The 25,258-nt window shown below is 64.3% G+C and carries 19 protein-coding genes and 1 pseudogene; 4 read left to right on the top strand and 16 right to left on the bottom strand.

Translation table 11 applies throughout. The annotated features are described in order from the left end of the window. Nucleotides 1-2: 2 nt before the first annotated feature. From murI to C7449_RS19995, 3 genes and pseudogenes are all read right to left on the bottom strand, one after another. Nucleotides 3-788, bottom strand: a pseudogene (gene murI, locus C7449_RS22220) (glutamate racemase); the annotation flags it as partial. Beyond that, nucleotides 775-1,614, bottom strand: coding sequence for an RNA methyltransferase (locus tag C7449_RS20000; protein WP_108004673.1), 840 nt, complete (start codon nt 1,612-1,614; stop codon nt 775-777). The pseudogene murI and the gene C7449_RS20000, both read right to left, overlap by 14 nt. A 128-nt stretch (nt 1,615-1,742) precedes the next feature. Beyond that, on the bottom strand, nt 1,743-2,315 hold the full coding sequence (locus C7449_RS19995; protein ID WP_108004672.1) for a hypothetical protein: 573 nt from the start codon (nt 2,313-2,315) through the stop codon (nt 1,743-1,745). Between the two features lie 258 nt (nt 2,316-2,573). On the opposite strand from C7449_RS19995, the gene C7449_RS19990 reads away from it, so the two are divergent. Beyond that, the gene (locus tag C7449_RS19990; RefSeq protein ID WP_108004671.1) at nt 2,574-3,788 is read left to right on the top strand and encodes an NADP-dependent isocitrate dehydrogenase; all 1,215 of its coding nucleotides are present in this window, start codon (nt 2,574-2,576) and stop codon (nt 3,786-3,788) included. 123 nt (nt 3,789-3,911) lie between these two features. Here C7449_RS19990 and C7449_RS19985 read toward each other — a convergent pair whose 3' ends face one another. From C7449_RS19985 to recA, 3 genes are all read right to left on the bottom strand, one after another. Further along, nucleotides 3,912-5,147: a GGDEF domain-containing protein gene (locus C7449_RS19985; protein WP_108004670.1), complete on the bottom strand. Its 1,236-nt coding sequence runs from the start codon at nt 5,145-5,147 to the stop codon at nt 3,912-3,914. Nucleotides 5,148-5,434: 287 nt separating this feature from the next. Continuing rightward, the gene (alaS, locus tag C7449_RS19980; RefSeq protein WP_108004669.1) at nt 5,435-8,098 is read right to left on the bottom strand and encodes an alanine--tRNA ligase; all 2,664 of its coding nucleotides are present in this window, start codon (nt 8,096-8,098) and stop codon (nt 5,435-5,437) included. Between the two features lie 328 nt (nt 8,099-8,426). Beyond that, nucleotides 8,427-9,512 carry a recombinase RecA gene (recA, locus tag C7449_RS19975; RefSeq protein WP_108004668.1) on the bottom strand — a complete coding sequence of 362 codons (1,086 nt, stop codon included), beginning with the start codon at nt 9,510-9,512 and terminating at the stop codon, nt 8,427-8,429. 231 nt (nt 9,513-9,743) lie between these two features. Here recA and C7449_RS19970 point away from each other — a divergent pair, with 231 nt between their 5' ends. Beyond that, nucleotides 9,744-10,691, top strand: coding sequence for a carbohydrate kinase family protein (locus C7449_RS19970; protein ID WP_108004667.1), 948 nt, complete (start codon nt 9,744-9,746; stop codon nt 10,689-10,691). 64 nt (nt 10,692-10,755) lie between these two features. Continuing rightward, nucleotides 10,756-11,682: a pseudouridine-5'-phosphate glycosidase gene (locus tag C7449_RS19965; protein ID WP_108004666.1), complete on the top strand. Its 927-nt coding sequence runs from the start codon at nt 10,756-10,758 to the stop codon at nt 11,680-11,682. A gap of 371 nt (nt 11,683-12,053) precedes the next feature. Here the strand turns inward: C7449_RS19965 and dnaE are convergent, their stop codons facing one another. Both dnaE and C7449_RS21865 read right to left on the bottom strand, forming a co-directional pair. Continuing rightward, nucleotides 12,054-15,551 carry a DNA polymerase III subunit alpha gene (gene dnaE / locus C7449_RS19960; RefSeq protein WP_108004665.1) on the bottom strand — a complete coding sequence of 1,166 codons (3,498 nt, stop codon included), beginning with the start codon at nt 15,549-15,551 and terminating at the stop codon, nt 12,054-12,056. Between the two features lie 132 nt (nt 15,552-15,683). Next, entirely contained in the window at nt 15,684-15,830 is a 147-nt protein-coding gene (locus tag C7449_RS21865) for a hypothetical protein (protein WP_170115961.1), read from the bottom strand. 97 nt (nt 15,831-15,927) lie between these two features. Between C7449_RS21865 and C7449_RS19955 the strand changes: the two genes are divergently transcribed. Then, a complete protein-coding gene (locus tag C7449_RS19955; protein WP_108004664.1) occupies nt 15,928-16,506 on the top strand; it encodes an FG-GAP repeat protein in 579 nt (192 codons plus the stop codon). Between the two features lie 63 nt (nt 16,507-16,569). On the opposite strand, the gene C7449_RS19950 is transcribed toward C7449_RS19955, so the two are convergent. The 8 genes from C7449_RS19950 to nuoN all read right to left on the bottom strand — a co-directional run bounded on the left by C7449_RS19950 (nt 16,570) and on the right by nuoN (nt 25,251). Further along, nucleotides 16,570-17,256 carry an ABC transporter ATP-binding protein gene (locus C7449_RS19950; RefSeq protein WP_108004663.1) on the bottom strand — a complete coding sequence of 229 codons (687 nt, stop codon included), beginning with the start codon at nt 17,254-17,256 and terminating at the stop codon, nt 16,570-16,572. Between the two features lie 10 nt (nt 17,257-17,266). Next, entirely contained in the window at nt 17,267-18,574 is a 1,308-nt protein-coding gene (locus tag C7449_RS19945; protein WP_108004662.1) for a lipoprotein-releasing ABC transporter permease subunit, read from the bottom strand. 40 nt (nt 18,575-18,614) lie between these two features. Next, the gene (gene proS / locus C7449_RS19940; RefSeq protein WP_108004661.1) at nt 18,615-19,943 is read right to left on the bottom strand and encodes a proline--tRNA ligase; all 1,329 of its coding nucleotides are present in this window, start codon (nt 19,941-19,943) and stop codon (nt 18,615-18,617) included. 535 nt (nt 19,944-20,478) lie between these two features. Then, on the bottom strand, nt 20,479-20,748 hold the full coding sequence (locus C7449_RS19935) for a DUF1467 family protein (RefSeq protein WP_108004732.1): 270 nt from the start codon (nt 20,746-20,748) through the stop codon (nt 20,479-20,481). 140 nt (nt 20,749-20,888) lie between these two features. Next, entirely contained in the window at nt 20,889-21,293 is a 405-nt protein-coding gene (gene mce, locus C7449_RS19930; protein ID WP_108004660.1) for a methylmalonyl-CoA epimerase, read from the bottom strand. A gap of 67 nt (nt 21,294-21,360) precedes the next feature. Then, entirely contained in the window at nt 21,361-23,028 is a 1,668-nt protein-coding gene (locus C7449_RS19925) for a ribonuclease J (protein ID WP_108004659.1), read from the bottom strand. 16 nt (nt 23,029-23,044) lie between these two features. After that, complete coding sequence (locus tag C7449_RS19920; RefSeq protein WP_108004658.1) at nt 23,045-23,812, bottom strand: biotin--[acetyl-CoA-carboxylase] ligase; 768 nt, start codon at nt 23,810-23,812, stop codon at nt 23,045-23,047. Beyond that, nucleotides 23,809-25,251: an NADH-quinone oxidoreductase subunit NuoN gene (gene nuoN, locus C7449_RS19915; RefSeq protein WP_108004657.1), complete on the bottom strand. Its 1,443-nt coding sequence runs from the start codon at nt 25,249-25,251 to the stop codon at nt 23,809-23,811. The genes C7449_RS19920 and nuoN overlap by 4 nt, the downstream gene beginning before the upstream one ends. Nucleotides 25,252-25,258 lie beyond the last annotated feature (7 nt).

The raw sequence follows: 25,258 nt of genomic DNA, 5'->3' as shown, positions 1-25,258 counted from the left end.
TTCACCTGCAAGCCAAAGCCTTGCATCAGCCGCCGTGTCGCGAAGTCCGGATTTCCCGAGGTGAAGATCGCGATGTCCTCGCCGGGCGCCAGCACCTGCAGCGGCGGCACCAGCCGGCGGGTCTGCCGGGCGATCGCTTCGGCGGGGTCGAGCCAGTCGACCGGCCATGGCGCCAGCCGGCGGAACAGGTTCGCCATGAAGGGGTAATGCGTGCAGGCAAGCACGACGATGTCCGTCTTGCGGCCATCCTTCTCGATGAAGCATCGGCCGATTTCCGCCTGCACCGCATCGTCCGACAGCGTCTCGCCGCGAATATAGGCCTCCGCCATTCGGGCCAGATTCTCCGAGCCGACGAGATGGACGTCGCACCGGGTGGCGAAGGACTGGATGAGATCCCGGGTATAGGCACGCTTCACGGTGCCCGGCGTTGCCAGCACGGAAACCAGGCCTGAGCGGGTTCGTTCTGCCGCCGGCTTGATCGCCGGCACCGTCCCGACGAAGCGCATGCCCGGAAACGCCGCCCTCAGGTCGGCGCCGACGAGCGTGAAGGCGGTGTTGCAGCCGATGACGCAGACCTCGGGGTCGTGATGGGCGAGCAGTCGGTCGAAGAGGGTGATCACCCGTTCCTTCAGGGCCGCTTCCTCCCAACCGCCGTAGGGAAAGCCGGCGTCGTCGGCGACATAGATGAAGTGGCGCTCCGGCATCAGCACGCGTGCCTCGCGCAACACCGTCAGGCCGCCGATGCCACTGTCGAATATCAGGACCGGCCTGGAATCACTCGTCGCCACGTGGGACCTTCGGTCTTCTGTTCCGGGTGCGGTTCGGCGCAGGCGCGCCGGCACCGCGCGGCGTCTCGCGGGTGAAACGGTCGAGACAGGAGACGATGCCGCGCAAGACCTGGATTTCCGAGCCGGTGAAGGATGGACGGGTTAGGGCTGCGCGCAGGTTTTCGATCAGTTTCGGCTTTTTGGCTGCGGGGCGGAAGTAGCCGCGCGCATCGAGCGCTTCTTCCACATGGTCGAACAAGCCCTGCAACTCGTGCTTCTCCGCCGGACGTTGAGGCAGGGCGGAGAAGGCCGTCTCCTCTACCGAAGTCATGCCGGTCTTCAGCCATTCGTAGCTCATCAGCAGCACGGCCTGGGCGAGGTTCAGCGAGGCAAAGGCGGGGTTGACGGGAAAGGTGACGAGTTCGTCGGCGAGCGCGATCTCCTCGTTGGTCAGCCCGGTCCGCTCGCGGCCGAAAAGGATACCGGTTGCCTGGCCTGCCCGGAACCGCGTGCGAAGATCGTTGGCAGCCACAGCCGGCGAGCGGACCTCCTTGTAACCGTAGCGATCGCGCGCGGTCGTCGCATAGACGAAATTGAGGTCGGCGATGGCCTCCTCCAGCGACGGGAAGACCCGCGCTGCCGCGATCACATGGTCTGCCCTGCTTGCCGCCGAGATTGCCTTTTCGCTCGGCCAACCGTCGCGGGGATTGACGAGGCGCAGTTCGGCGAGGCCGAAATTGGCCATGGCGCGCGCCACCATGCCGATGTTCTCGCCGAGCTGCGGATGGACCAGAATGATCGCCGGGCCTTCCGCTATCAGTTGTCGTTCGCTGTTCGTACCCGCCATTCGCTCAACCGCCGTGCTGCCAAACCGACCCAGGCACGATCGTCGCCTGCGCGCCTCCGGTCGGTGCATCGGTCCCTGCCATATCCGGCGTCAAAAGAAAAGAAAGCCGGTTCGGATTTCCGGCCGGATCATTCGGAACCGGAGTCGGCCGCAGCCGGGGGATTCGCGCCCATTTTGGCGATTTCCTCCATTTCCGCCTTCAGCGAGCCGGGATCGCCATCCTGCGGGCGGAGTATATCGTCGATGACCGCCTTGCCATTTTCCTCGATCACCGCGAAATCGACTTCCGCCGGCTTCCAGTCCGGTGCCCGCTCTCCGAAACAATGGGTGTTGTCGAACGTCGTCCTGACGGTGGTCACGCCGTCCACTGGTGGCGCCGGTTCGATCTTGAGATCGTTGATCGGACAGCCATCCTGCCCCATGGCGATGACATCGTAATCGAACGGCGATCCGCCGTCGTCATAGGCAGGATACCGGGCCGCCTCCCGATATTTGGCAACGAAGTCCCTGCTGTAGAGCCGCTCCAGGAACCGGGCATCGAAGTAGTCGACATAGTCGGGCGGGTTGTCGTCGCCGTCTTCCACGTCGGCCCAGTTCTGCGTCACCACCGCCATGATCTCGCGCACCGGCGCCGTCGCATCTGATGCGGATGCGAGCGTGGGCAGGATGACGAATGCGGCGGCAAGGCTGGAACGTATCATGAAGCTCTCCCGAGGATCGCATGTGGACCGGCGCCTCCCGCCACCCGGACCAGACGCACTTTGCGCCCGACTAGCGCGCCTAAAACAGCGCGCGCGAATGCAGGCGATTCGATGCCTCCAGCATAGGCGACGGCTGCCGAAAATAAAGCGTCTACGCCGATGGTCGGCTTTGCCTTGCCGCGCCGCGGTGGTATAGCCGCAGCAATCCCTCCTTTACGAAACGGGGCATTCCACCCCTCTAGGCTACGAGGTTACTCCATGAAAAAGATCAAGGTCGCCAATCCGGTCGTCGAACTCGACGGCGACGAGATGACCCGCATCATCTGGCAGTTCATCAAGGACAAGCTGATCCATCCGTACCTGGACATCGACCTGAAATATTTCGATCTCGGGATGGAGAACCGCGACGCCACCGACGACCAGGTGACGATCGATGCGGCCAACGCGATCAAGCAGTACGGCGTCGGCGTCAAGTGCGCGACGATCACGCCGGACGAAGCCCGTGTCGAGGAATTCAAGCTGAAGAAGATGTGGAAGTCGCCCAACGGCACGATCCGCAACATTCTCGGCGGCGTCATCTTCCGCGAGCCGATCATTTGCAAGAACGTGCCGCGCCTCGTTCCGGGCTGGACCAAGCCGATCATCGTCGGCCGCCACGCCTTTGGCGACCAGTACCGCGCCACCGACTTCAAGTTCCCCGGCAAGGGCAAGCTGACGATGAAGTTCGTCGGCGAGGACGGCAAGGAGATCGAGTACGACGTCTTCGACGCACCGTCCGCAGGCGTCGCCATGGGCATGTACAACCTCGACGACTCGATCACCGAGTTCGCCCGCGCCTCCTTCAACTACGGCCTGCAGCGCAATGTTCCGGTCTACCTTTCGACCAAGAATACCATCCTCAAGGTCTATGACGGCCGCTTCAAGGACATCTTCCAGGAGGTCTTCGACGCAGAATTCGCCGACAAGTTCAAGGAAGCGAAGCTCTGGTACGAACACCGCCTGATCGACGACATGGTCGCCTCGGCGCTGAAGTGGTCCGGTGGCTATGTCTGGGCCTGCAAGAACTATGATGGCGACGTGCAGTCCGATATCGTCGCACAAGGCTTCGGCTCACTCGGCCTCATGACCTCCGTACTGATGACGCCGGACGGCAAGACGGTCGAGGCCGAGGCCGCGCACGGTACCGTCACCCGCCACTATCGCCAGCATCAGAAGGGCGAGGAGACCTCGACCAACTCGATCGCCTCGATCTTCGCCTGGACCCGCGGTCTCGCCCATCGCGCCAAGCTCGACGACAATGCCGAACTGGCGAAGTTCGCCTCGACGCTGGAGAAGGTCTGCGTCGACACCGTCGAAGCGGGCTTCATGACGAAGGACCTCGCGCTGCTGATCGGTCCCGACCAGCCGTGGCTCTCCACCACCGGCTTCCTCGACAAGATCGACGAGAACCTGCAGAAGGCGATGGCGGCCTGAGCGGCCGGCACAGCTTTATGATCACCTGGGACCCGGCCTCGCGCCGGGTCTTTTTTTGCCGGCTTGCGGCGAAAAGCGGCCCATCGAAAAAAGGCCGGGCTTGGCGCCGGGCGCCGGAACGCTTTACAGGACGGCCCCTGCCTCGGCGTGGCCGGGCTCCGGGCCGCGCATCCGGCCGGCGACCTGCATCAGGCTTTCGGCCGGTCCGGCCAGGTTCACCCGGTCGCGCCCCTCGGCCTTGGCGCGATAGAGCGCATGATCGGCGGCTGCGACCATCCGGTCGAGATCGCCGCCGGACAGGACGACGGAGGCGATCCCGGCGCTTATCGTGATCGAGATGGTCTCGCCAAAGTGACCGATTGACAGCCGGGCAACATCCCGCCTGATTCGATCTGCGACGGCAAGCCCATGCTCCAGATCGAGCGCCGGCGCAAACACGGCGAACTCCTCGCCGCCGAACCGGCCGAAAATCATGTCGTCATCGATCAGCGCGCTCACTGCCGAGGTGAAGCGCCGCAGCACCTGGTCCCCGGCCATGTGCCCGTAGGTGTCGTTTATCGACTTGAAATGGTCCAGGTCGAACAGCATCAGCACGCCGCTGTCGGGGCGACGCAAGAGGCGCGCGCTGACGTCGTCCATAAAGGCCCCGCGGTTGAGTATCCCGGTCAGGGCGTCCGAGCGCGCGGCGTAACGGAAGACGAACTCGCTGCGCTCCTTGATGAGCACCAGCATGGCGACCGCAACGATCAGCGTGTGCAGGAAGATCTCGAGGGCGAATATGGCAAACCAGGGCGATACCGAGGGCGCGGCCCCGTCGGTGACGGGCGCAACCAGTGCAAACGGGATGCGCAGCAGATAGATCACTCCATGGCTCGCAAGCAGCACCGCGATGATGCGCCGTGACGGCAGCGCCTCGCGCCTGCGGCCGCTGAGCAACTCTGTCGCAATGCCGAGCGAATAACCCGAGACCACCAAAGACATCAGGATGACCCGCAGGCTCATGTCGGCCGCGAACGTATCCGAGAACAGATAGGCGAGGCTCCAGGCCGCCGGACCTGCTGCGAGGGCAATCCGGGAGACGTGCCGATCCTCGAAGGCGCGAAAACCGGCCCAGGTCAACGAATATGCAAGAGCGGCAAGGAAATTTCCGAGCCCTATCGAAAGCTCCGGGGCGATCGTCTCACGCGTCGCCAGCAGCGCACTCGACGCAGTTCCGATCCACATGGCAATGCACCAGAAGCGTGCCGCGGCGGGGCCCCGCTCTGTCAACCAGTACTGCGTCAGGAACACAGCCACGACCAGTGTCGACAGCAGCGTGCAGATCAGCAGGGTCGGAACGCTGATGAGAACTTCAAGCAAAGAATCAACTCCCTCGGCGCGCTAGACCTAGCACCGAAGGTTGAATACTTCGCAAAAGAAAAAGCCAGATAATTACGCAGCCGGGTGGCAACAGCGCGACGTTCGGAATCACCCCGGCCTTAATCGGGACCCCGCCCCACGTGAGTCGATCTGGAACGTACGTGATGCCCCGAGGCAAGTCGCCCGGAGACGCTGCTGCGCACCTCGGGAGCCAGGAGAACGACGTGTCGGACACACGGCGGGATAGCCCGCCGCGCGTCCCACCGATCGTGGAGGCTTTTCCGAACTCAGCCGGCGATCGCCGCGGCGACCTGCTCGATTGCCTCGCCGGCGCGCTGCCCGTCCGGACCGCCGGCCTGGGCCATATCCGGGCGTCCGCCGCCGCCCTTGCCGCCGAGCGCGGCCGAGGCGACACGCACGAGATCGACGGCGCTGAAACGGCCGGTGAGGTCATCGGTGACCGCCACGACAGCGCTTGCCTTGTCGTCGGCCGACACTCCGACAAAGGCGACGACGCCGGAACCGAGGCCCTTCTTGCCCTCGTCAGCCAGTCCCTTGAGGTCCTTCGGCTCGACGCCGGTCACGATCTTGCCGAGGAATTTCACGCCGGCGATCTCGCGGACCGCATCCGCTCCGTTTCCGCCACCGCCGCCAAGGGCGAGCTTCTTCTTGGCTTCCGTCAGCTCGCGCTCCAGCTTGCGGCGCTCGTCAAGGAGCGCCTCGACGCGCGACTGGACCTCGGCCGGCTGCACCTTGAGGCTGGCGGCGATCGACTTGACCCGTTCGTCCTGCTCGGCGAGATAGGCGCGCGCCGCCTCGCCGGTGAGCGCCTCGAGGCGTCGGACCCCGGCGGCAACGGCACTCTCGCCAACGATGCGCACCAGGCCGATCTCGCCGGTCGCCCTCACATGGGTGCCGCCGCACAGTTCGACCGAATAGGGCTTTCCGGCCTTGCCGCCGCGAATGCCCGTGCCCATCGACACGACGCGTACCTCGTCGCCATACTTTTCGCCGAAGAGCGCCATGGCGCCCTCGGCAATCGCGTCGTCCACGCTCATCAGGCGCGTCGTCACCGGCGTATTCTGCACGATGATCTCGTTCGCCATCTCCTCGACGACCTTCAACTCATCCGCCGTCATCGGCTTCGGGTGAGAGACGTCGAAGCGCAGCCGCTCGGGGGCAACCAGCGAGCCCTTCTGGGTGACGTGGGTGCCGAGCACCTCGCGCAGCGCCTCGTGCAGAAGATGCGTGGCGGAATGGTTCGAGCGCAGCCGTGCCCGGCGCGCGTGATCGACGTCCAGCGCCACGGCGTCGCCGACCTTGATCGTTCCCGCCTCGACGACGGCGCTGTGCACGAACAGGCCGTCGGCCTTCTTCTGGGTGTCGGAGACCGACAGGCGGGCATGATCGGTGCTGATGACGCCGGTGTCGCCCATCTGGCCGCCGGACTCGCCGTAGAACGGCGTCTGGTTCAGCACGATCTGGACCCTTTCGCCGGCAGATGCCGCCTCGACGGCAGCACCGTCGCGCACGATCGCCTGCACGACGCCTTCCGCGCTTTCGGTGTCGTAGCCGAGGAAATCGGTGGCGCCGTGCTTTTCACGCAGCTCGAACCAGATGGTTTCAGCCGCCGTGTCGCCGGAACCGGCCCAGCTCTTGCGGGCCTCGGCCTTCTGGCGCTCCATCGCATCGCTGAAGCCGGACAGATCGACGCCGATGCCGCGGTTGCGCAGCGCATCCTGGGTCAGGTCAAGCGGGAAGCCGTAGGTGTCGTAAAGCTTGAACGCCGTCTCGCCGTCGAGAATGTCGCCCTTGTCGAGGTCGGCGGAGGCGTCCGAAAGGAGCGACAGGCCGCGCTCGAGGGTCTTGCGGAACCTGGTTTCCTCAAGCTTCAGCGTCTCGGAGATCAGCGCCTCGGCGCGCACCAGTTCCGGATAGGCACGCCCCATCTGCTGCACCAGCGACGGCAGCAGCTTCCACATCAACGGCTCACGCGCGCCAAGCAACTGCGCATGGCGCATGGCGCGGCGCATGATGCGGCGCAGCACGTAGCCGCGCCCCTCGTTCGACGGCAGCACGCCGTCGGCAATCAGGAAGGCGGACGAGCGCAGATGGTCGGCGATGACGCGATGGCTGGCGCGGTGCTCAGGGTTGTCGGCGGCGACACCCGTCGCCTCGACCGACGCCTCGATCAGCGCCCGGAAGAGGTCGATGTCATAGTTGTCGTGCTTGCCCTGCAGCAGCGCTGCGATGCGCTCCAGCCCCATGCCGGTGTCGATCGACGGGCGCGGAAGGTCGATGCGCTGCTCCTTCGTCACCTGCTCGAACTGCATGAAGACGAGGTTCCAGATCTCGATGAAGCGGTCGCCGTCCTCTTCCGGCGAGCCGGGCGGGCCGCCCCAGATATGATCGCCGTGATCGTAGAAGATCTCCGAGCACGGCCCGCAGGGGCCGGTATCGCCCATGGCCCAGAAGTTGTCGCTGGTCGGAATGCGGATGATGCGGCTGTCAGGCAGGCCGGCGATCTTCTTCCACAGGTCGAAGGCCTGGTCGTCGGTATGATAGACGGTGACGAGCAGGCGGTCCTTGTCGATCCCGAACTCCTTGGTGATCAGCCCCCAGGCGAGCTCGATGGCGCGATCCTTGAAGTAATCGCCGAACGAGAAGTTGCCGAGCATCTCGAAGAAGGTGTGATGGCGCGCGGTGTAGCCGACATTGTCGAGGTCGTTATGCTTGCCGCCGGCGCGGACGCACTTCTGCGCCGTCGTCGCCGTCGAATAGGGACGCTGCTCCAGGCCGGTGAAGACGTTCTTGAACTGCACCATGCCGGCATTTGTGAACATCAGGGTCGGATCGTTGCGCGGCACCAGCGGGCTGGACGGCACGACTTCGTGTCCGTTCCTGCGGAAATAGTCGAGAAAGGCCGACCGGATCTCATTCACGCCGCTCATATTGGGTCCTTCATTCCTTAGGGCTCCGGGGCCACGCCCCTGCCTCATCAATTCTCAACCGCACCGGCGCGGAGGAGGGCGCACGGAGCAAGCCTGTTCCGAACGGCCGTCCGGCGAACGGACGTTGCGTGCCCGGTGCGGATGCGGGCCAGGTCCACTTCGTCCTCGCGCGGCCTTGGGCAGCCTGCAGCACCATCCGCCGACCGCCCCGGGATTATCCGAAAACTGAAGGCTTTTATCGTCCGCCCCTTCCCCTGTCCAGACAGGAAAACCGGCCCCGCAAGGCGAGGGCCGGTTCGTCGTCCCGGTCATCGTAGCGCAGCAGCGCTTACATCTCGGCGAGGTTGTCGCCGTCGTCAGGCTCGGGCTTGCCGTCGAGCAACTTGTCGGCGATCAGGCCGGCATTCTGGCGGAGCGCCATCTCGATCTCGCGAGCGGCATCGGGATTGTCGCGCAGGAACTGCTTTGCATTCTCGCGTCCCTGTCCGAGACGCTGGCTGTTGTAGGAGAACCAGGAGCCCGACTTCTCGACGATGCCGGCCTTGACGCCGAGATCGATCAGTTCGCCGGTCTTGGAGACACCCTCGCCATACATGATGTCGAACTCGACCTCCTTGAAGGGCGGCGCCATCTTGTTCTTGACGACCTTGATCTTGGTCTGGTTGCCGATGACCTCGTCGCGCTCCTTGACCGCGCCGATGCGGCGGATGTCGAGGCGGACCGAGGCATAGAACTTCAGCGCATTGCCGCCGGTCGTCGTTTCCGGCGAGCCGAACATGACGCCGATCTTCATGCGGATCTGGTTGATGAAGATGACCATGGTGTTCGAGCGCGAGATCGAAGCCGTCAGCTTGCGCAGCGCCTGGCTCATCAGGCGGGCCTGCAGGCCCGGCAGGCTGTCGCCCATCTCGCCCTCGATTTCGGCGCGCGGCGTGAGCGCTGCGACCGAGTCGATCACCAGCACGTCGATCGCACCGGAGCGCACCAGCGCATCGGTGATCTCCAGCGCCTGCTCACCGTTGTCCGGCTGCGATATCAAAAGGTTCTCAAGGTCGACGCCGAGCTTGCGGGCATAGACGGGATCGAGCGCGTGCTCGGCATCGACGAAGCCGCAGATGCCGCCCTTCTTCTGCGCCTCGGCGATCGTCTGCAGCGCCAGCGTCGTCTTGCCCGAGCTTTCCGGCCCGTAGATCTCGATGATTCGTCCCTTCGGCAAACCGCCGATCCCGAGCGCAATGTCGAGACCGAGCGAGCCGGTCGGAATGGTTTCGATCTCGACGACACTGTCCTTCGCGCCGAGCTTCATGATCGAGCCCTTGCCGAAGGACCTCTCGATCTGAGAAAGTGCCGCTTCGAGTGCCTTGCTTTTGTCCACCGATTTGTCCTCTACGAGCCGCAATGTGTTTTGTGCCATTTGCTCCACCTTTAGGTTATTGGTGCCAGACAGGCAATGAAGCCGCCGATGGAAGTTTTGTACCCTTTTTGTTCTCATTTGGCAACAGCACACCATGCAATTGATCGATTTCGATTTTCGCGGCCGCGTTCTGCTTTCGTTTCTCTCGTTTGCCCAAGCATTGTAACATCCCGGCGCCGAGCGGCGCGAGCGGAAAGACGGCACGAATCGGATGATCGGGAAGGATAGTAGATGACCGCCAGCAGCATCCTCGTGCTCGGGGGCGCCCATGTCGACCGCCGCGGCCGCATCCATGGCGAGACCGCGCCCGGCGCCAGCAATCCCGGCACCTGGTTCGTCGAGGCCGGCGGCGGCGCCTTCAACGCGGCCCGCAATCTCGCCCGGCTCGGCTATTCGGTGCGTCTCATCGCCCCACGCGGTGGCGACAGCGACGGCGAGATCGTCGCGGCTGCGGCCGAAGCCGCCGGGATCGAGGACACGCCCTTCATCTTCCTCGACCGGACGACGCCGAGCTACACGGCGATCATCGAAGGCGACGGAAACCTGGTGATCGCGCTTGCCGACATGGAGCTGTACCGGCTGTTTTCGCCCCGCCGCCTGCAGCAGCGGGCCGTCCGCGACGCCATTGCTCGCGCCGATGCGCTCCTGACCGACGCGAACCTGCCGGCCGAAACGGTTACCGCGATCGCCGATGCCGCCCGCGCGGCCGGGAAGCCGCTTTCGGGGATCGCGATTTCGCCCGCCAAGGTGACACGCTTCGAAGATGCCCTGCCCTCGCTCGCCTGCCTGTTCATGAACGAGGCGGAGGCGAGGGTGCTGACGCAGGCGCGGCCCGACGACCCGCGGCAATGGCCGGACCTGTTGCGTCGCGCCGGCCTTGCCTCGGCGGTCGTGACGCGCGGGGGTGAGGCGGCGATAGCCTTCGACGCGACCGGCGCTGCCATGCTGGCGCCGCCGCGGCTCGAGGTGCTTGGCGACGTGACCGGGGCCGGCGACGCGCTGGCGTCCGGCTTCATCTCGGCCCGCCTGGACGGCCAGACGCTCGCGACGGCACTTCGTCAGGGCGTAGCTGCCGCCCTCATCGCGGTGCGATCGCCGTTGGCGGTGGCAGAAGAGTTGGAGCCGGCGCTTCTGGCGCGCGTCATGGCTCTTGTGCCTAAAGCAGAAATGCTGGCATGAGGCCGATTTGACGGACGTCGAAGCACGGCCCATCCTAAAAGCAAACAAATCCGAGGACCCGACGATGACGAGATCCGCCTCCCCGCTCCTGCCCATCGCCTATTCCGACGAGGTTACGGCAGCAAAGGCGCGCGGCGCCCCGCTCGTCGCACTCGAATCCACCATCATCACCCACGGAATGCCTTATCCCGGCAATCTGGAGATGGCGCGCAGCGTCGAGCGGATCATCCGCGAGGAAGGCGCGGTGCCGGCAACGATCGCGGTGATCGACGGCGTGCTGCATATCGGTCTTGACGATGCCGAACTGGAAGCGCTCGCCCAGACGGAAGGGGCGATGAAAGTATCGCGCGCCGATCTGGCCTTCGCAATCGCCGAGCGCCGGACGGGCGCGACCACGGTTGCGGCAACGATGATCGGCGCCGCCCTGGCCGGCATTCGCGTGTTCGCTACAGGCGGCATCGGCGGTGTCCACCGCAAGGCCGAGGAAACATTCGACATTTCCGCCGACCTCGAGGAACTGGCGCGTACCGCCGTCATCGTGGTCTGTGCCGGCGCCAAGGCGATCCTCGACATTCCGAAGACGCTTGAAGTGCTGGAGACGCGCGGCGTTCCCGTCGTCACCTATGACAGCCCGAACTTCCCAGCCTTCTGGTCGCGCGATTCGGGCCTGCCGAGCCCGCTGATGCTGAACAGCCCGGCGGCCATCGCCAACTTCCAGGCCGTGCGCGAACGGCTCGGGATCGACGGCGGCATGCTCGTCGCCAATCCGGTTCCGGCAGAAAACGAAATTCCCCGCCGCGAGATGGAAATCTACATCGAACGCGCGCTGGACAATGCCGAGCGCGACGAGATCACCGGCAAGGAGGTGACCCCTTATCTGCTGAATACGATATTCCGGCTGACCGACGGACGCAGCCTTGCGACAAACATCGCCCTCGTCGAGAACAATGCCCGGCTGGCAGCGGAGATCGCAGTGGCGATGGCCGTGTGAGAGGCCCCGCCTCCGGCCGCAGGCAGTCCTGCATGTCTCCCGAGACCGAATAGCGGCTTCGAGAGACATCGCTAGACATTCTAGCAAATGGCGCGCGGCTCCCGGTTTAGGCCACCCTTTCCTACCCCTTCATCCGCCCCTCCCAAGCGCACGAAGCCCCCCCCCCGGATCATACTGTACTCTTGGCGCTCCCCGTGCCTTTTCTCCGCCCAAGGAGAAGAGGAAAGGAGAGGGTTAAGATAAGCGGCGAAAGTCGCGTTGAAGCGCTATGCGCGTACTGCGCCATCCGCATTTACCAGATCCGCCTTGGTCGGGCTGCAGTTGCGCGCCTCGCGGAACCGTCCGGCCGCGAGGCGTCCGCGCCACGTTCATCAGACCACTTCCACGTCGATCACGCCCGGAGCCGAGCGCAAGGCGGCAGCGATTTCCGGCGAGATCCGGTAGCGTTCGCTCAGTTCCACCTCGATCTCGCGCTGGCCGTTGTCCTTGATGACGATGAACGAGACCAGCCCGTCGCCCTTGGCGTTGAGGTGGGCGGCAATCGAGCGCAGCGGGCCGGAATCACGGACGAAGACGCGCAGCGCCTTCTGCTGCTGCAGCGCTTCCTCCTCGAGCGAGCGCAACGTCTGGATCCGCAGCCCGATCCCCTCCGGCCGCTCCTCGGCCTGCACCGTCATCACCAGCGACTTGCCGGGTTCCAGCAGGTCGCGGTACTGCTGCAGCATTTCTGAAAACAGCACCGCCTCGAACTGGCCGGACGCATCCGAGAACGCGACGATCCCCATCTTGTTGCCGGTACGGGTCTTGCGCTCCTGCTTCGACGTCACGGTTCCCGCGAGCCGCCCGGCGGTCGCGCCCTGCTTCACCGCAACGGCGAAATCGGCAAAGTTCTGCACGCGCATCTTGGCGAGCATCGCATTGTAGGTGTCGAGCGGGTGGGCGGAGAGATAGAAGCCGAGCACCTGGAACTCGCGGTGCAGCTTCTCCGAGGCCAACCACGGCGCATAGGAGGGGAAGGAAATCACCTCCGGCCCGGTGGCTGCCCCTGCCCCGAACATGTCGCTCTGGCCGCTGGTCTTGTTTTCCTGGGCGCGCTGGGCATAGCCGAGCAGCCGGTCGAGGCCGGCGATCAGGGCGGCGCGGTCGTGGCCGAAGCAGTCGAAGGCGCCGGCGCAGATCAGGCTTTCGAAAACCCGGCGATTGACCTGCTTCGGGTCGATACGCAGGCAGAAATCCTCAAGGCTCTCGAACGGCCGGTCGCCGCGGACCTCGACGATGTGCTGCACCGCTCCCTCACCGACGCCCTTGATGGCGGCAAGCGCATAGTAGATGTGGTTCTCGCCCGTCTCGAAATGGGCATAGGACGTCTGAATGGACGGGGGCACGACGGTGATGCCGAGGCGGGCGGCATCCTGGCGGAAGTCGTTCAGCTTGTCGGAGTTCGCCATGTCGTAGGTCATCGACGCGGCGAGGAACTCGACCGGGAAATGCGCCTTCAGGTAGGCGGTCTGGTAGGAGACGATCGCGTAGGCCGCCGCGTGCGACTTGTTGAAGCCGTAGTTGGCAAACTTGGCGAGCAGGTCGAAGATCAGGTCCGACTGCGGCTTGGAGACGCCGTTCTTCACCGCGCCGTCGACGAAGCGGGCGCGCTGCTTGTCCATCTCCTCCTTGATCTTCTTGCCCATGGCGCGGCGCAAAAGGTCCGCTTCGCCGAGCGAATAGCCCGACAGCACCTGGGCGATCTGCATCACCTGTTCCTGATAGACGATGACGCCCTGCGTTTCCTTCAGGAGGTGGTCGATCATCGGATGGATCGACTCGATCTCCTCCTCGCCGTGCTTGCGGGCGTTATAGACCGGGATGTTCTCCATCGGGCCCGGCCGATAGAGGGCGACCAGCGCGATGATGTCCTCGATGCAGTCGGGGCGCATGCCGATCAGCGCCTTGCGCATGCCGGCACTTTCCACCTGGAACACGCCGACCGTCTCGCCGCGCGAGAGCATCGCATAGGTCAATTCGTCGTCGAGCGGCAGGCTTTCGAGCTGGACCTCGATCCCGCGCTTGCGGATGAAATCCACCGCCGTCTTCAGGACCGTCAGTGTCTTCAGGCCGAGGAAGTCGAATTTCACCAGCCCGGCCTGCTCCACCCACTTCATGTTGAATTGGGTGACCGGCATGTCGGAGCGCGGATCGCGGTACATCGGCACCAGCTTCGACAGCGGCCGATCACCGATGACGATGCCGGCGGCGTGCGTCGAGGCATGGCGATAAAGCCCCTCGATCTTCTGGGCGATATCGAGGAGGCGGGCAACGACGGGCTCGTTTTCCGCCTCCTCGCGCAGCTTCGGCTCCTCCTCGATCGCCTTCGACAGCGGCGTCGGGTTGGCGGGGTTGTTCGGCACGAGCTTGCAGATCTTGTCGACCTGGCCATAGGGCATTTCCAGGACGCGGCCGACGTCGCGGAGCGCCGCGCGGGCCTGCAACGATCCAAAGGTGATGATCTGCGCTACCTGCTCGCGCCCGTACTTGCGCTGCACGTAACGGATCACCTCCTCGCGGCGGTCCTGGCAGAAGTCGATGTCGAAGTCCGGCATCGAGACGCGTTCCGGATTGAGAAAGCGCTCGAACAGCAGCGAAAAGCGCAAGGGATCCACGTCGGTGATCGTCAGTGCATAGGCAACAAGCGAACCCGCCCCGGAGCCGCGGCCCGGGCCGACCGGAATGTCCTGCTGCTTGGCCCACTTGATGAAGTCGGCAACGATCAGGAAGTAGCCCGGGAACTTCATCCGCTCGATGACGCCGAGCTCGAAGTCCAGCCGCTCGCGATAATCCTGCTCGCTGTAGCCCGGCGATAGTCCGAGCAAGGCCATCCGCCGCTCCAGCCCCTCCACGGCCTGGCGACGGAGCTCGCCGGCCTCAGCCCTTTCTGCTTCCTCAGGATCAGCGGTCGCGCCGGTGAAGCGCGGCAGGATCGGCGCGCGCGTCTTCAACACGAAGGAGCAGCGCCGGGCAATCTCCACCGTATTGTCGAGCGCTTCAGGCAAGTCGGCAAACAGCGCCAGCATGGCCGCACGGCTCTTCAGATAATGGTCCGGCGTCAGGCGGAAGCGGCTGTCGTCCGACACCATGGCGTTGTGCGCCACCGCCATCAGCGCATCATGGGCCTCGTAGTCGTCCGGCGCCGGGAAAAAGGGCTCGTTCGTTGCAACGAGCGGCACATCGTGGGCATAGGCGAGGTCCACCATCCGCCGCTCGTGCCGGCGGTCGTATTTGGCGTGGCGCTGCAGTTCGAGATAGAGGCGGTCACCGAACAGCCGCTTCAGGTCCAGAAGTCGGGCCTCGGCCACCGCCTGCTGCCCGGCGGCGACGGCCATGTCGACGGGACCGGTCGAAGCTCCCGTCAGCGCAATCAGGCCGTCGGTGCCCTCCTCGAGCCACGAGCGCAGCACATGGACGGAGTGCCCGCTTCCCTCGCCCTCCAGATAGGCACGGCTGACCAGGTCCACGAGGCGCACATAGCCAGCATCCGTCGCGGCGAGCAGCACGATCGAGGGCCGCTTGGCCGGCACCTGGGAAGCCGTGCGACGCTCCCCCTCGCCCTCGTCCTCCATGTCGATCGAAAGCTGGCAGCCGATCAGCGGCTGAATGCCCTCTCCGACCGCCTTCTGGGAGAATTCGAGCGCCGCGAAGAGGTTGTTCGTATCCGTGATGGCGATCGCCGGCTGGCTGTCGGAAACGGCCTTGCCGAGAATCTTCTTGATCGGCAGCGCACCTTCGAGCAGCGAATAGGCCGAATGGACGCGCAGGTGCACGAACCCGACGTCCTTCTCCGATCCCCCGTTCGCCGTCGCCACTGCCGTGTCCGCCATGTCTCGCCACCTCGCTTCAGGAGCGGAAAGGATAAGCGGATTCTTCGGCCGAAAGTCCAGCCGGACGTGCGCCGCGTCACCGTTATCCCCGCCGGCTGACACTACTCGGGGCGGCCGTGTGGCACCTGCCAGCTACATGCCGAGAGCGAGCACCGAAAGGCTGGCAACGAACATCGTGATGGAGGCAAAAGCAGCAAGATCACGCATGAATTCAGTCATTGTGGGCTCCTTTCCGGTTATGTTTTTATTTTGTTCTATTTTTGTTCTCTCGTCAAGCATGGTTCTACCCTTGGCGCCCAGGGGGCCGCGACGGTGCTCTGGACCACCTTGGGCGAATTGCCTATCCTCACGCAACCTTACAGCAGGAACCCGTCCCATGAAGGCTGCGCTGCTCTTTTCGATCGCCACGATGCTGCCCTCGGGCGCGATGGCGATGGATTTCCCTGCCGATCGGATCGTCGCCGCTGCGACCGGAGACTGGAACAGGGACGGCAGAACGGATCTTGTGGTGATCGCCGCGCCGGGCGAAGGCGAGGATGAAGATAACGGCGTCTATATCTATCTCGCCGACCCGAACGAATCGCGCCTGAAGCCGAAGGTTGCGGCCCCGAACAAATTGTGGGGGAGCCTCGCCATGTTCGGCCAGGAACCGGCTGTCGCGGCCTTGCCGAACGGATCCATCCAGTTGACCTCGCAGAACAGTGCCGTGGGACGGGATCGCTGGAGCCAGAACCTCACCCTCGCCTGGCGCAATGCGCAGTTCGTCGTCGCCGGCTACCGCTATGCGTCCCGCGACACGCTCGCCCCCGGCAACAGCACCGATTGCGACCTCAACGTTCTCACCGGCAAGGGCATGGCGAATGGCAAGCCGATCGCGGTGCCGGCGGTGCAGATTGCATTCGAGGGGTGGGACGATGAAATCGGCCGAAAGGCGTGCGGCCTTGCATCACGGTGACGTTGTCATAGGCGCCGACCCAGGCGCACGATCGGCCGCCCAGTGCAAAGTATCTGATCACGCTCAGCCGAGTTCGCGCACCTTTCCGTCCTCGATCGTCACACGGCGATCCATCAGCGCGGCGAGATCGTGATTGTGGGTGGCGATCAGGGCTGCGAGTCCGGACTGGCGCACCAGCGCCTGCAGCGCCTCGAACACATAGCCCGCCGTCTCCGGGTCGAGGTTGCCGGTCGGCTCGTCGGCAAGAAGAACCAGGGGCGCGTTGGCGACGGCGCGGGCAATGGCGACGCGCTGCTGCTCGCCGCCGGAAAGCTCCGACGGCCGATGCTCGGCCCGCGGGCCGATGCGCATGTAATCCAGCAGTTGCGCCGCCCGGACGCGGGCCTCCGCCTTCGGCAGGCCGGCGATCAACTGCGGCATCATGATGTTCTCGAGCGCCGAGAACTCCGGCAGGAGATGGTGGAACTGATAGACGAAGCCGATCTCGTTGCGGCGAATGGCGGTTCGCTGCTCGTCGTTCAGGTGCGCGCAGGACTGCCCGTTGATGACCACTTCGCCGGCGTCCGGCCGCTCCAGCAGGCCGGCGACATGCAGCAGCGTCGACTTGCCGGTCCCGGACGGCGCGACAAGGGCCACGATCTCACCGCTTCGAAGGGTGAAGTCGGCGCCCTTGAGGATCGCCAGCAGCGTTTCGCCCTGGCCGTAATGGCGCTCGACGCCGGAAAGCTGCAAAGCCACGCGCGCAGTCATCGGTCGTTTCCTATTCGTACCGCAGGGCCTGGACGGGGTCGAGCCTGGAAGCCCGCCACGCCGGAAAGATCGTTGCCAGGAACGACAGCGTCAGCGCCATGAGGACGATCGACACCGTCTCGCCGAGGTTCATGTCGGCCGGCAGCTGGCTGAGGAAATAGAGCTCGGGGTCGAACAGCGTCTGGCCCGAGAGCCAGGAGAAGAACTGTCGGATCGATTCCACATTGATACACACGACCACACCGAGAATGACGCCGGCAATCGTGCCGACCGTACCGATGGCCGCTCCCGTCATGAAGAAGATCCGCATGATCGATCCCGAGGTTGCCCCCATCGTCCGCAGGATCGCGATGTCGCTGCCCTTGTCCTTCACCAGCATGATCAGGCCGGAGATGATATTGAGCGCAGCGACCAGCACGATCAGCGTAAGGATCATGAACATCACGTTGCGCTCGACCTCGAGGGCGGAGAAGAACGTGCGGTTTCGCTGCCGCCAGTCGGTAACATAGATCTGCCGCTCTGCCGCCGCCTCGATCGGTTGCCGCAACGCGTCCACCGCGTCGGGATTGTCGACGAACAGCTCGATCGACTGCACCAGCCCCTCCGCATTGAAGTAGAGCTGTGCCTCCTCGAGCGGCATATAGATGATCGAGGCGTCGTATTCCGACATGCCGATCTCGAAGATCGCCGAAACGGTATAGGTCTTGACGCGCGGATTGACGCCGAGCGGCGTCACGTCGCCTTCCGGGGCGACCAGCGTGATCGTGTCACCGGCGTTTATGCCGAGTTGCTCGGCCATGCGCGCACCGATCGCCAGCCCCTCGCCGGAGGCAAACCCGACCAGGTCGCCGGCCTTGATGTGATCGGACACCGTCTTCAGCTTCGCGAGGTCCTCGGCGCGGATGCCGCGGACCAGCGCGCCGGTTCCGGCCCCACCCTTGCCGGATGCCAGCGTCTGCCCCTCGACCAGCGGGATCGCCAGCTTGACGCCCTGCACCTTGGAGAAACGGTCGGCCAGTTGGGCGTAGTCGTCCAGCGGGCGGTCGATCGGCTGCACGATCATGTGACCGTTGATGCCGAGGATGCGCGAAATCAGTTCGGTGCGGAAGCCGTTCATCACCGCCATGACGATGATCAGCGTCGCCACACCCAGCATGATGCCGATAAAGGAGAAGCCGGCAATGACGGAGATGAACGCCTCCCGGCGGCGGGAGCGAAGATAGCGCCACGCCACCATCCGCTCGAAGCCCGAGAAGGGCCGGCTTGCGGGCGCCGCTTTCGCCTTGATAACAGTGCTCTCGCCCGTCCCGTCCGCCATGATACCTCCGGATCCGTCTCCAGCCGCGTGTCCGCCCGGCTTAGTCCCTCGCCGTGAGCCGGGCGATCGCCGCCTCGACGGTGAGCGTTTCGCGCTCGCCGGTCTTGCGGTCCTTCACCTCGACCTCGCCGGCGGCGACCGAACGCGGCCCGACGATGACCTGGAACGGCGCACCGATCAGGTCGGCGGTGGCGAACTTCGTGCCGGCCCGTTCGTCCTTGTCATCGAGGAGCACGTCGACACCGGCCCTCGAAAGCGCAGTGTAGAGCGATTCGCATGCAGCGTCGCAGGCCGCGTCGCCAACCTTCATGTTGATGACGACGACCTCGAACGGCGCAACGGACCTCGGCCAGATGATCCCGTTCTCGTCGTGCGACGCTTCGATGATCGCCGGCACGAGCCGCGTCGGCCCGATGCCGTAGGAGCCCATGTGGACGGTGTGCTCCTTGCCATCCGGCCCCTGAACCTTGGCGCCCATCGCCTCGGAGTACTTGGTCCCGAAATAGAAGATGTGGCCGACCTCGATGCCGCGGGCCGAAACGCGCTCGGCTTCGGGGATAGCGTTGAACGCAGCCTCGTCGTGCATTTCGGAGGTCGCGGCATAGCGCGAGGTCCACTTGTCGAAGATCGCCTTCAGGCCGGCGACGTCGTCGAAGTTCGTATCCTCGCCCGGAATGTCGAAGTCGAGGAACTCCTTGTGGCAGAACACTTCGGATTCACCGGTGTCGGCGAGGATGATGAACTCATGGCTGAGATTGCCGCCGATCGGACCGGTGTCGGCGCGCATCGGGATGGCGCGCAGGCCCAGGCGCGTGAAGGTGCGCAGGTAAGCGGCGAACATCCGGTTATAGGCGTGCTCGGCGCCTTCGCGGGTCAGGTCGAACGAGTAGGCGTCCTTCATCAGGAATTCGCGCGAGCGCATGGTGCCAAAGCGCGGACGGATCTCGTCGCGGAACTTCAGCTGGATATGGTAGAGGTTGAGCGGCAGATCCTTGTAGGACTTGACGTAGGAGCGGAACACGTCGGTGATCATCTCCTCGTTGGTCGGGCCGTAGAGCATCGGCCGGTCCTGGCGGTCCTTGATGCGCAGCATCTCCTTGCCATAGGCATCGTAGCGGCCGCTTTCCTGCCAGAGCTCGGCCGACTGCAGCGTCGGCATCAAGAGCTCGATCGCGCCGGAACGGTTCTGCTCCTCGCGGATGATAGCGTTGACCTTGTCGAGTACGCGCTTGCCCAGCGGCAGCCATGTATAGATACCCGCGGACTGCTGCTTGATCATCCCGGTGCGCAGCATGAGGCGATGCGAGACGATTTCCGCTTCCTTGGGATTTTCCTTCAGAATCGGCATGAAGTAGCGGGAGAGGCGCATTGGCGGTTTCCAAAAGACAGGTTTCGCCTAACTGGGAATCGGGGCGAAATGGCGTTGATTGTGGTGCGTTCATAAACGCTTCGCAGATGGAAGGAAACCCGCACCACACCGCTTTCACCGAACAGTGGCCTGCCGGCAGCCGGCTTCAACCGCAAAAATGAGAGGTAAAAACATGGTACGGGGTGAATTGAGAAAATTCGCTTGAGTGTCATGATCATGCAAAAAATCAGATGACAATGCTCAACCTTTGGGCTAGCTTCGGCCCACAAAACAGGCAGGGAGCACAATTCCTGCCATTTTCGCGGTCAAGTCTTGGGAGGATCAGATCTTTGGCGCGCGCAGACGCTGCCACCGGCAACGGACAAAGATCACGCGAAACCTAGAACAAGGCTTTTTGCCTTGTTTTTTTTTGCTCTCTACAACCGTAGCCTCGTCTACGGTGCTTTCGTAACAGTTCCGTGACAGCAACCTGCGGCAAAGATGCGCATGCCGGCTTTCCACTGTTACGACGGCTTGCGCCGGCACCGCCCTCCGCTCAGTCGAACTTGGGGTACATCCGCGGCAGGGCATCGATGCCGTAGCCGTATTTGACCGACAGCACATACCAGCCGGCGTGAATGATCGCCGCCAGGATCGTGGTCGCCAGCATCACCCTGCCCGCCCGGAACCGGGCCGGGGCACTTTCCACCGATCCCGGCACGATCTCATTTTCCTCCGCCTGGGTACGCAGGCCGAACGGAAGTACGACAAACAGCGACAGCCACCAGATGATGAAGTAGACGGCGGCTAAGGAGAAAAGCTGCATAGGTCCGATCCTGAAAACGCTGCGCCGAATGAGCGACCGATGGTGCCGGCCCTCGCCCTCCGGCGGAACGCGCATCGGCCCTGTGTTTTCTCTTACCGCTGCAACGAGCGCGTTTCAAACCTGTTCGGAGCGGCGTGCTGTCACACCTGCTCGAGTTCGATCAGCGTTCCATAAAAATCCTTCGGATGGAGGAACAGGACCGGTTTTCCATGCGCTCCGATCTTCGGATTGCCGTCGCCGAGGACGCGGGCGCCACCAGCGACCAGTCGGTCGCGGGCGGCAGTGATGTCGGCCACCTCGTAGCAGATATGGTGCATGCCGCCGCCCGGGTTCTTCCCCAGGAATGCGGCGATCGGCGATGCATCGCCCAGCGGCTCCAGCAACTCGACCTTGGTGTTCGGAAGGTCGACGAACACCACGGTCACACCATGTTCGGGCAGAGCCTGCGGCGCTGTCACTTTCGCGCCGAGGACGTCACGGTAGGTGGCGGTTGCGGCGGAAAGATCGGGGACCGCGATGGCGATGTGATTGACGCGTCCAAGCACCTGACGTTCCTTTCAATCCAAGCCGGCCGGACCGCGGGCGCCCTGTCGCGTGACGCCCGCCGATCGATCAGGCCTTGGTCACGAAGACCGTAACGACCGGCTTCTTGCCCCAGACCTCGTTGGCCATCGCGCGGACGGCGCGCCGCACCGCCTCTCGGACGGTCTCCAGATCCTTGCGCCGCGCCCGCGGGATGCTTTCGACTGCGGACAGCACGGCATCGTAGAGCGTATCGTCCATGGCCTCGCCCTCATCGTCGAACTTCGGCAGTCCATACGGCACGATGTCGGGATCGCCGCGGAAATCGTAACGGGCGTCCAGGAGGATATTGACGGCGACGTGACCGACGAAGGACAGCTTGCGGCGGTCGCCGATGCCCATCTCGTCGTAGTCACCGATCAGGTTGCCATCCTTGTAGATGCGGCCGAACGGCGCCTCGTCGATCACCTCCGCCGGCCCCGGCGCCAGGCGCAGCATCAGCCCGTCGCGGACGCGCGGCACCGTAGCGATGCCGGATTGTTCGGCAAGTTCGGCATGGGCGACCAGGTGCGCCGCCTCGCCATGCACCGGCACCACCATTTGCGGGCGCGTCCAGGCGTACATCTGCTGCAACTCGCTGCGGCGCGGATGGCCGGACACATGCACCAGCGCCTCGGCGTCGGTCACGACATGAATGCCCTGGTCGATCAATCCGTTCTTGATGTCGTTGATCCCCTTCTCGTTGCCCGGTATGGCGCGCGAGGAGAAGATGATCGTGTCACCGGCGGTGAAGGTGACGTTGCGCATCTCGTCACGGGAGATCTTGGCGAGCGCCGCGCGCGGCTCGCCCTGGCTGCCGGTCAAGATCACCACGACCTTGTCGCGCGGCACGTAGCTGAACTCGTCCTCGTCGATGAACGGCTTGACGCCCTCCATCAAGCCGATGTCCCGCGCCACCGCGACGACGCGTTTCATCGAACTGCCGAGCAGGAGCACCTCACGACCCGCGGCCTCGGCAGCCTTCGCCACGGACCGGATGCGGCCGACATTCGAGGAGAACGTGGTGATGCCCACCCGGCCCTCGGAGCTCTGGATGATCTTCGTCAGGCTCTCGGAGACTTGCTCCTCGGACGGCGAAACGCCGTCGCGCAGCGCGTTCGTGCTGTCGCAGACCAGCGCCAGCACGCCCTCGTCGCCAAGCTGGCGCAGGCGATGCTCGTCGGTCAGGGGGCCGAGCGAGGGATCAAGGTCGATCTTCCAGTCGCCGGTGTGGACCACCGTTCCGAGCGGCGTCTTGATCGCCAGCGCCATCGGCTCTGGAATGGAGTGGTTCATGCCGATCGCCTCGATCTCGAACGGACCGAGATTGATGCGATCACCCTGCTTGAAGATCGTCACCGGAATTTCGGTGCGGCTGCGCTCGTAGTCGCGCTTGGCCTCGAGCATGCCGGCGGTGAACGGCGAAGCGTAGACCGGCACGTTCAGCCCGGGCCAGAGATCGTTCAGGGCGCCGTAGTGATCCTCATGCGCATGGGTGATCACGATGCCCTTGAGGTTCCTGCGCTCCTCGGCAAGGAAGCGGATGTCCGGCAGGACGAGATCGACGCCGGGCAGGTCCGGGCCGGGAAAGGTGACGCCGCAGTCGACCATGATCCATTTGCGGTTCCCCGGTGTGCCATAGCCGTAGAGCGCGAGATTCATGCCGATCTCGCCGACGCCGCCGAGCGGCAGGAACACCAGGTCTTCTTGATTTGCCATCTTGTGAAAAGTCCGATTACTCAAAAAATACATCGCCGGCTGCGATGAGACGCACGCCGCCATCGTCATTGACGAGTTTCAGCAGACCAGTATCATCAATTCCGGCAAAGCGCCCGGAAATTGATTGGGTCGGCAGATTGACCGTTATGGTTTCACCGATCCCGCCGGCAACCTTCCGCCAGCGGGCCATGATCTCGCCGATGCCGTTGGCGCTGTCCCAGAGCCGCAGCGTGTCCGCCATCTCCCGGTATAGGTGGGCGAACAGTTCGGCCGGGGCCACCGTGCAACCGTAGTCGGAAAGCTTGCCGATCGGGTACAGGCCACCCTCGGGCGCAACGGCGACGTTGATGCCGCAGCCGATGACGATCGCCTGTCGCCCGTCGGCCAGCATCTCGCTTTCCACCAGGATGCCGCAGATCTTCTTGCGTTCGATCAGGATGTCGTTCGGCCACTTGATCAGGACCGGTGGCGAAGCGAGCGGCATGACCGAGGCGATCGCGGCCTGCACGGCGACTGCGGCCGCCAGCGGAAGCGAACCGAGCCGCTCGACCGGCGCCGGATCGATCAGCAGCAGCGACGCATAGAGATTTCCCGGCTCCGACGTCCACGGGCGCCCGCGTCGTCCCCTGCCCCCGGTCTGGCGCGCGGCCGTGACCCACAGACCGGAAAGCGCGCCCTTGCGGGCGCGCTCGAAACACTCCGTGTTCGTGGAGACGGTTTCGACCAGCGCCTCGTGCCGGAAATCATCCAGCGTCAGCCGGCCTGTTCCCGCCCCGCCCGTCAAAAGAAGGTCCGCGCGGCCGCTTCGGCGGCTTCGCCGATCGGTCCTCCGATAAGCACATAGGCGGTGATGAACAGGCCGGACAGGCCGAACACCAACTTCAGTTCGCCCGGGGTCCTTGCGAACTCGTCAGTCGCCGCGTCGAACCACATGACCTTGACGATGCGCAGGTAATAGTAGGCGCCCACGACGGAGGACAGCATGCCGATGATGGCAAGCGCATAGAGATGCGCCTCGATCGCCGCCATGAACACGAAGTACTTGGCGAAGAACCCGGCCAGCGGCGGAATGCCGGCGAGCGAGAACATCATCACCGTCAGCACGCTCGCCATGAACGGGTTCGTGGTCGACAGGCCGGCGAGGTCGTCAACCCCTTCGACATTGCCACCCTCGCGGCGCCGCATCGCCAGGATGCAGGCGAAGGTGCCGAGCGTCATGACCATGTAGATCAGCATGTAGAGCACCACGCCGCGCACGCCGGCCATCGACCCGGCCGCAAGCCCGACGAGCGCGTAGCCCATGTGGCCGATTGAAGAGTAGGCCATCAGGCGCTTGATGTTGCGCTGCCCGATGGCCGCAAACGAGCCGAGCAGCATCGAGGCGATCGAAATGAAGACGATGACCTGCTGCCAGTCGGCGACGACTGGTTCGAAAGCATCGATGACGATGCGCACCAGCATGGTGATCGCCGCCACCTTGGGGGCGGCCGCAAAGAAGGCGGTCACCGGCGTCGGTGCGCCTTCATAGACGTCCGGGGTCCACATGTGGAACGGCACGGCGGAGATCTTGAATGCCAGGCCGGCCAGCACGAACACCAGGCCGAACACAAGTCCGAGCGAGCGGCCCTCGGCCGAAAGGGCGGCAGCGATTTCCTGATAGCCGATCTGTCCCGTGAAGCCGTAGACCAGCGACATGCCGTAGAGCATCATGCCCGACGATAGCGAGCCGAGCACGAAGTACTTCAGACCTGCCTCCGTGGAACGGACGCTATCACGATTGAATGCAGCAACCACGTAGAGCGCGAGCGACTGCAGTTCCAATGCAAGGTAAAGGGCGATCAGGCTGTTGGCCGACGCCATCAGCATCATGCCGACCGTCGACAGCACGATCAGGACCGGGAACTCGAAACGGTCGATCCGGTCCGAACGGGCGTGCCCGACGGTGAGCACCATCGCCGTGATCGAACCGATCAGGATCAGCACCTTCATGAAGCGGGCGAACGGGTCGGAGACGAAGGCGCCGCCATAGGCCATGCCGTCGCCGCCACGCATCACCAGCCACAGGCCGGCGATGATCAGCAGCGCAACCGCCAGACCGGTGACCGTCGTGGTCGACCGCTCGCCGGAGAACACGCCGATCATCAAGAGCGCAAGCGCGCCGACGGCCAGGATGATCTCGGGAGTCGAGAGCTGAAGGCTGGCAAGAATAAGTTCAGCAGTCATGTCAGAG

Source organism: Mycoplana dimorpha (genome assembly GCF_003046475.1).
GTDB classification, from domain to species: domain Bacteria; phylum Pseudomonadota; class Alphaproteobacteria; order Rhizobiales; family Rhizobiaceae; genus Mycoplana; species Mycoplana dimorpha.
The sequence above is the reverse complement of the archived record's forward strand: the minus strand, read 5'-3'. Positions and strand labels throughout refer to the sequence as shown.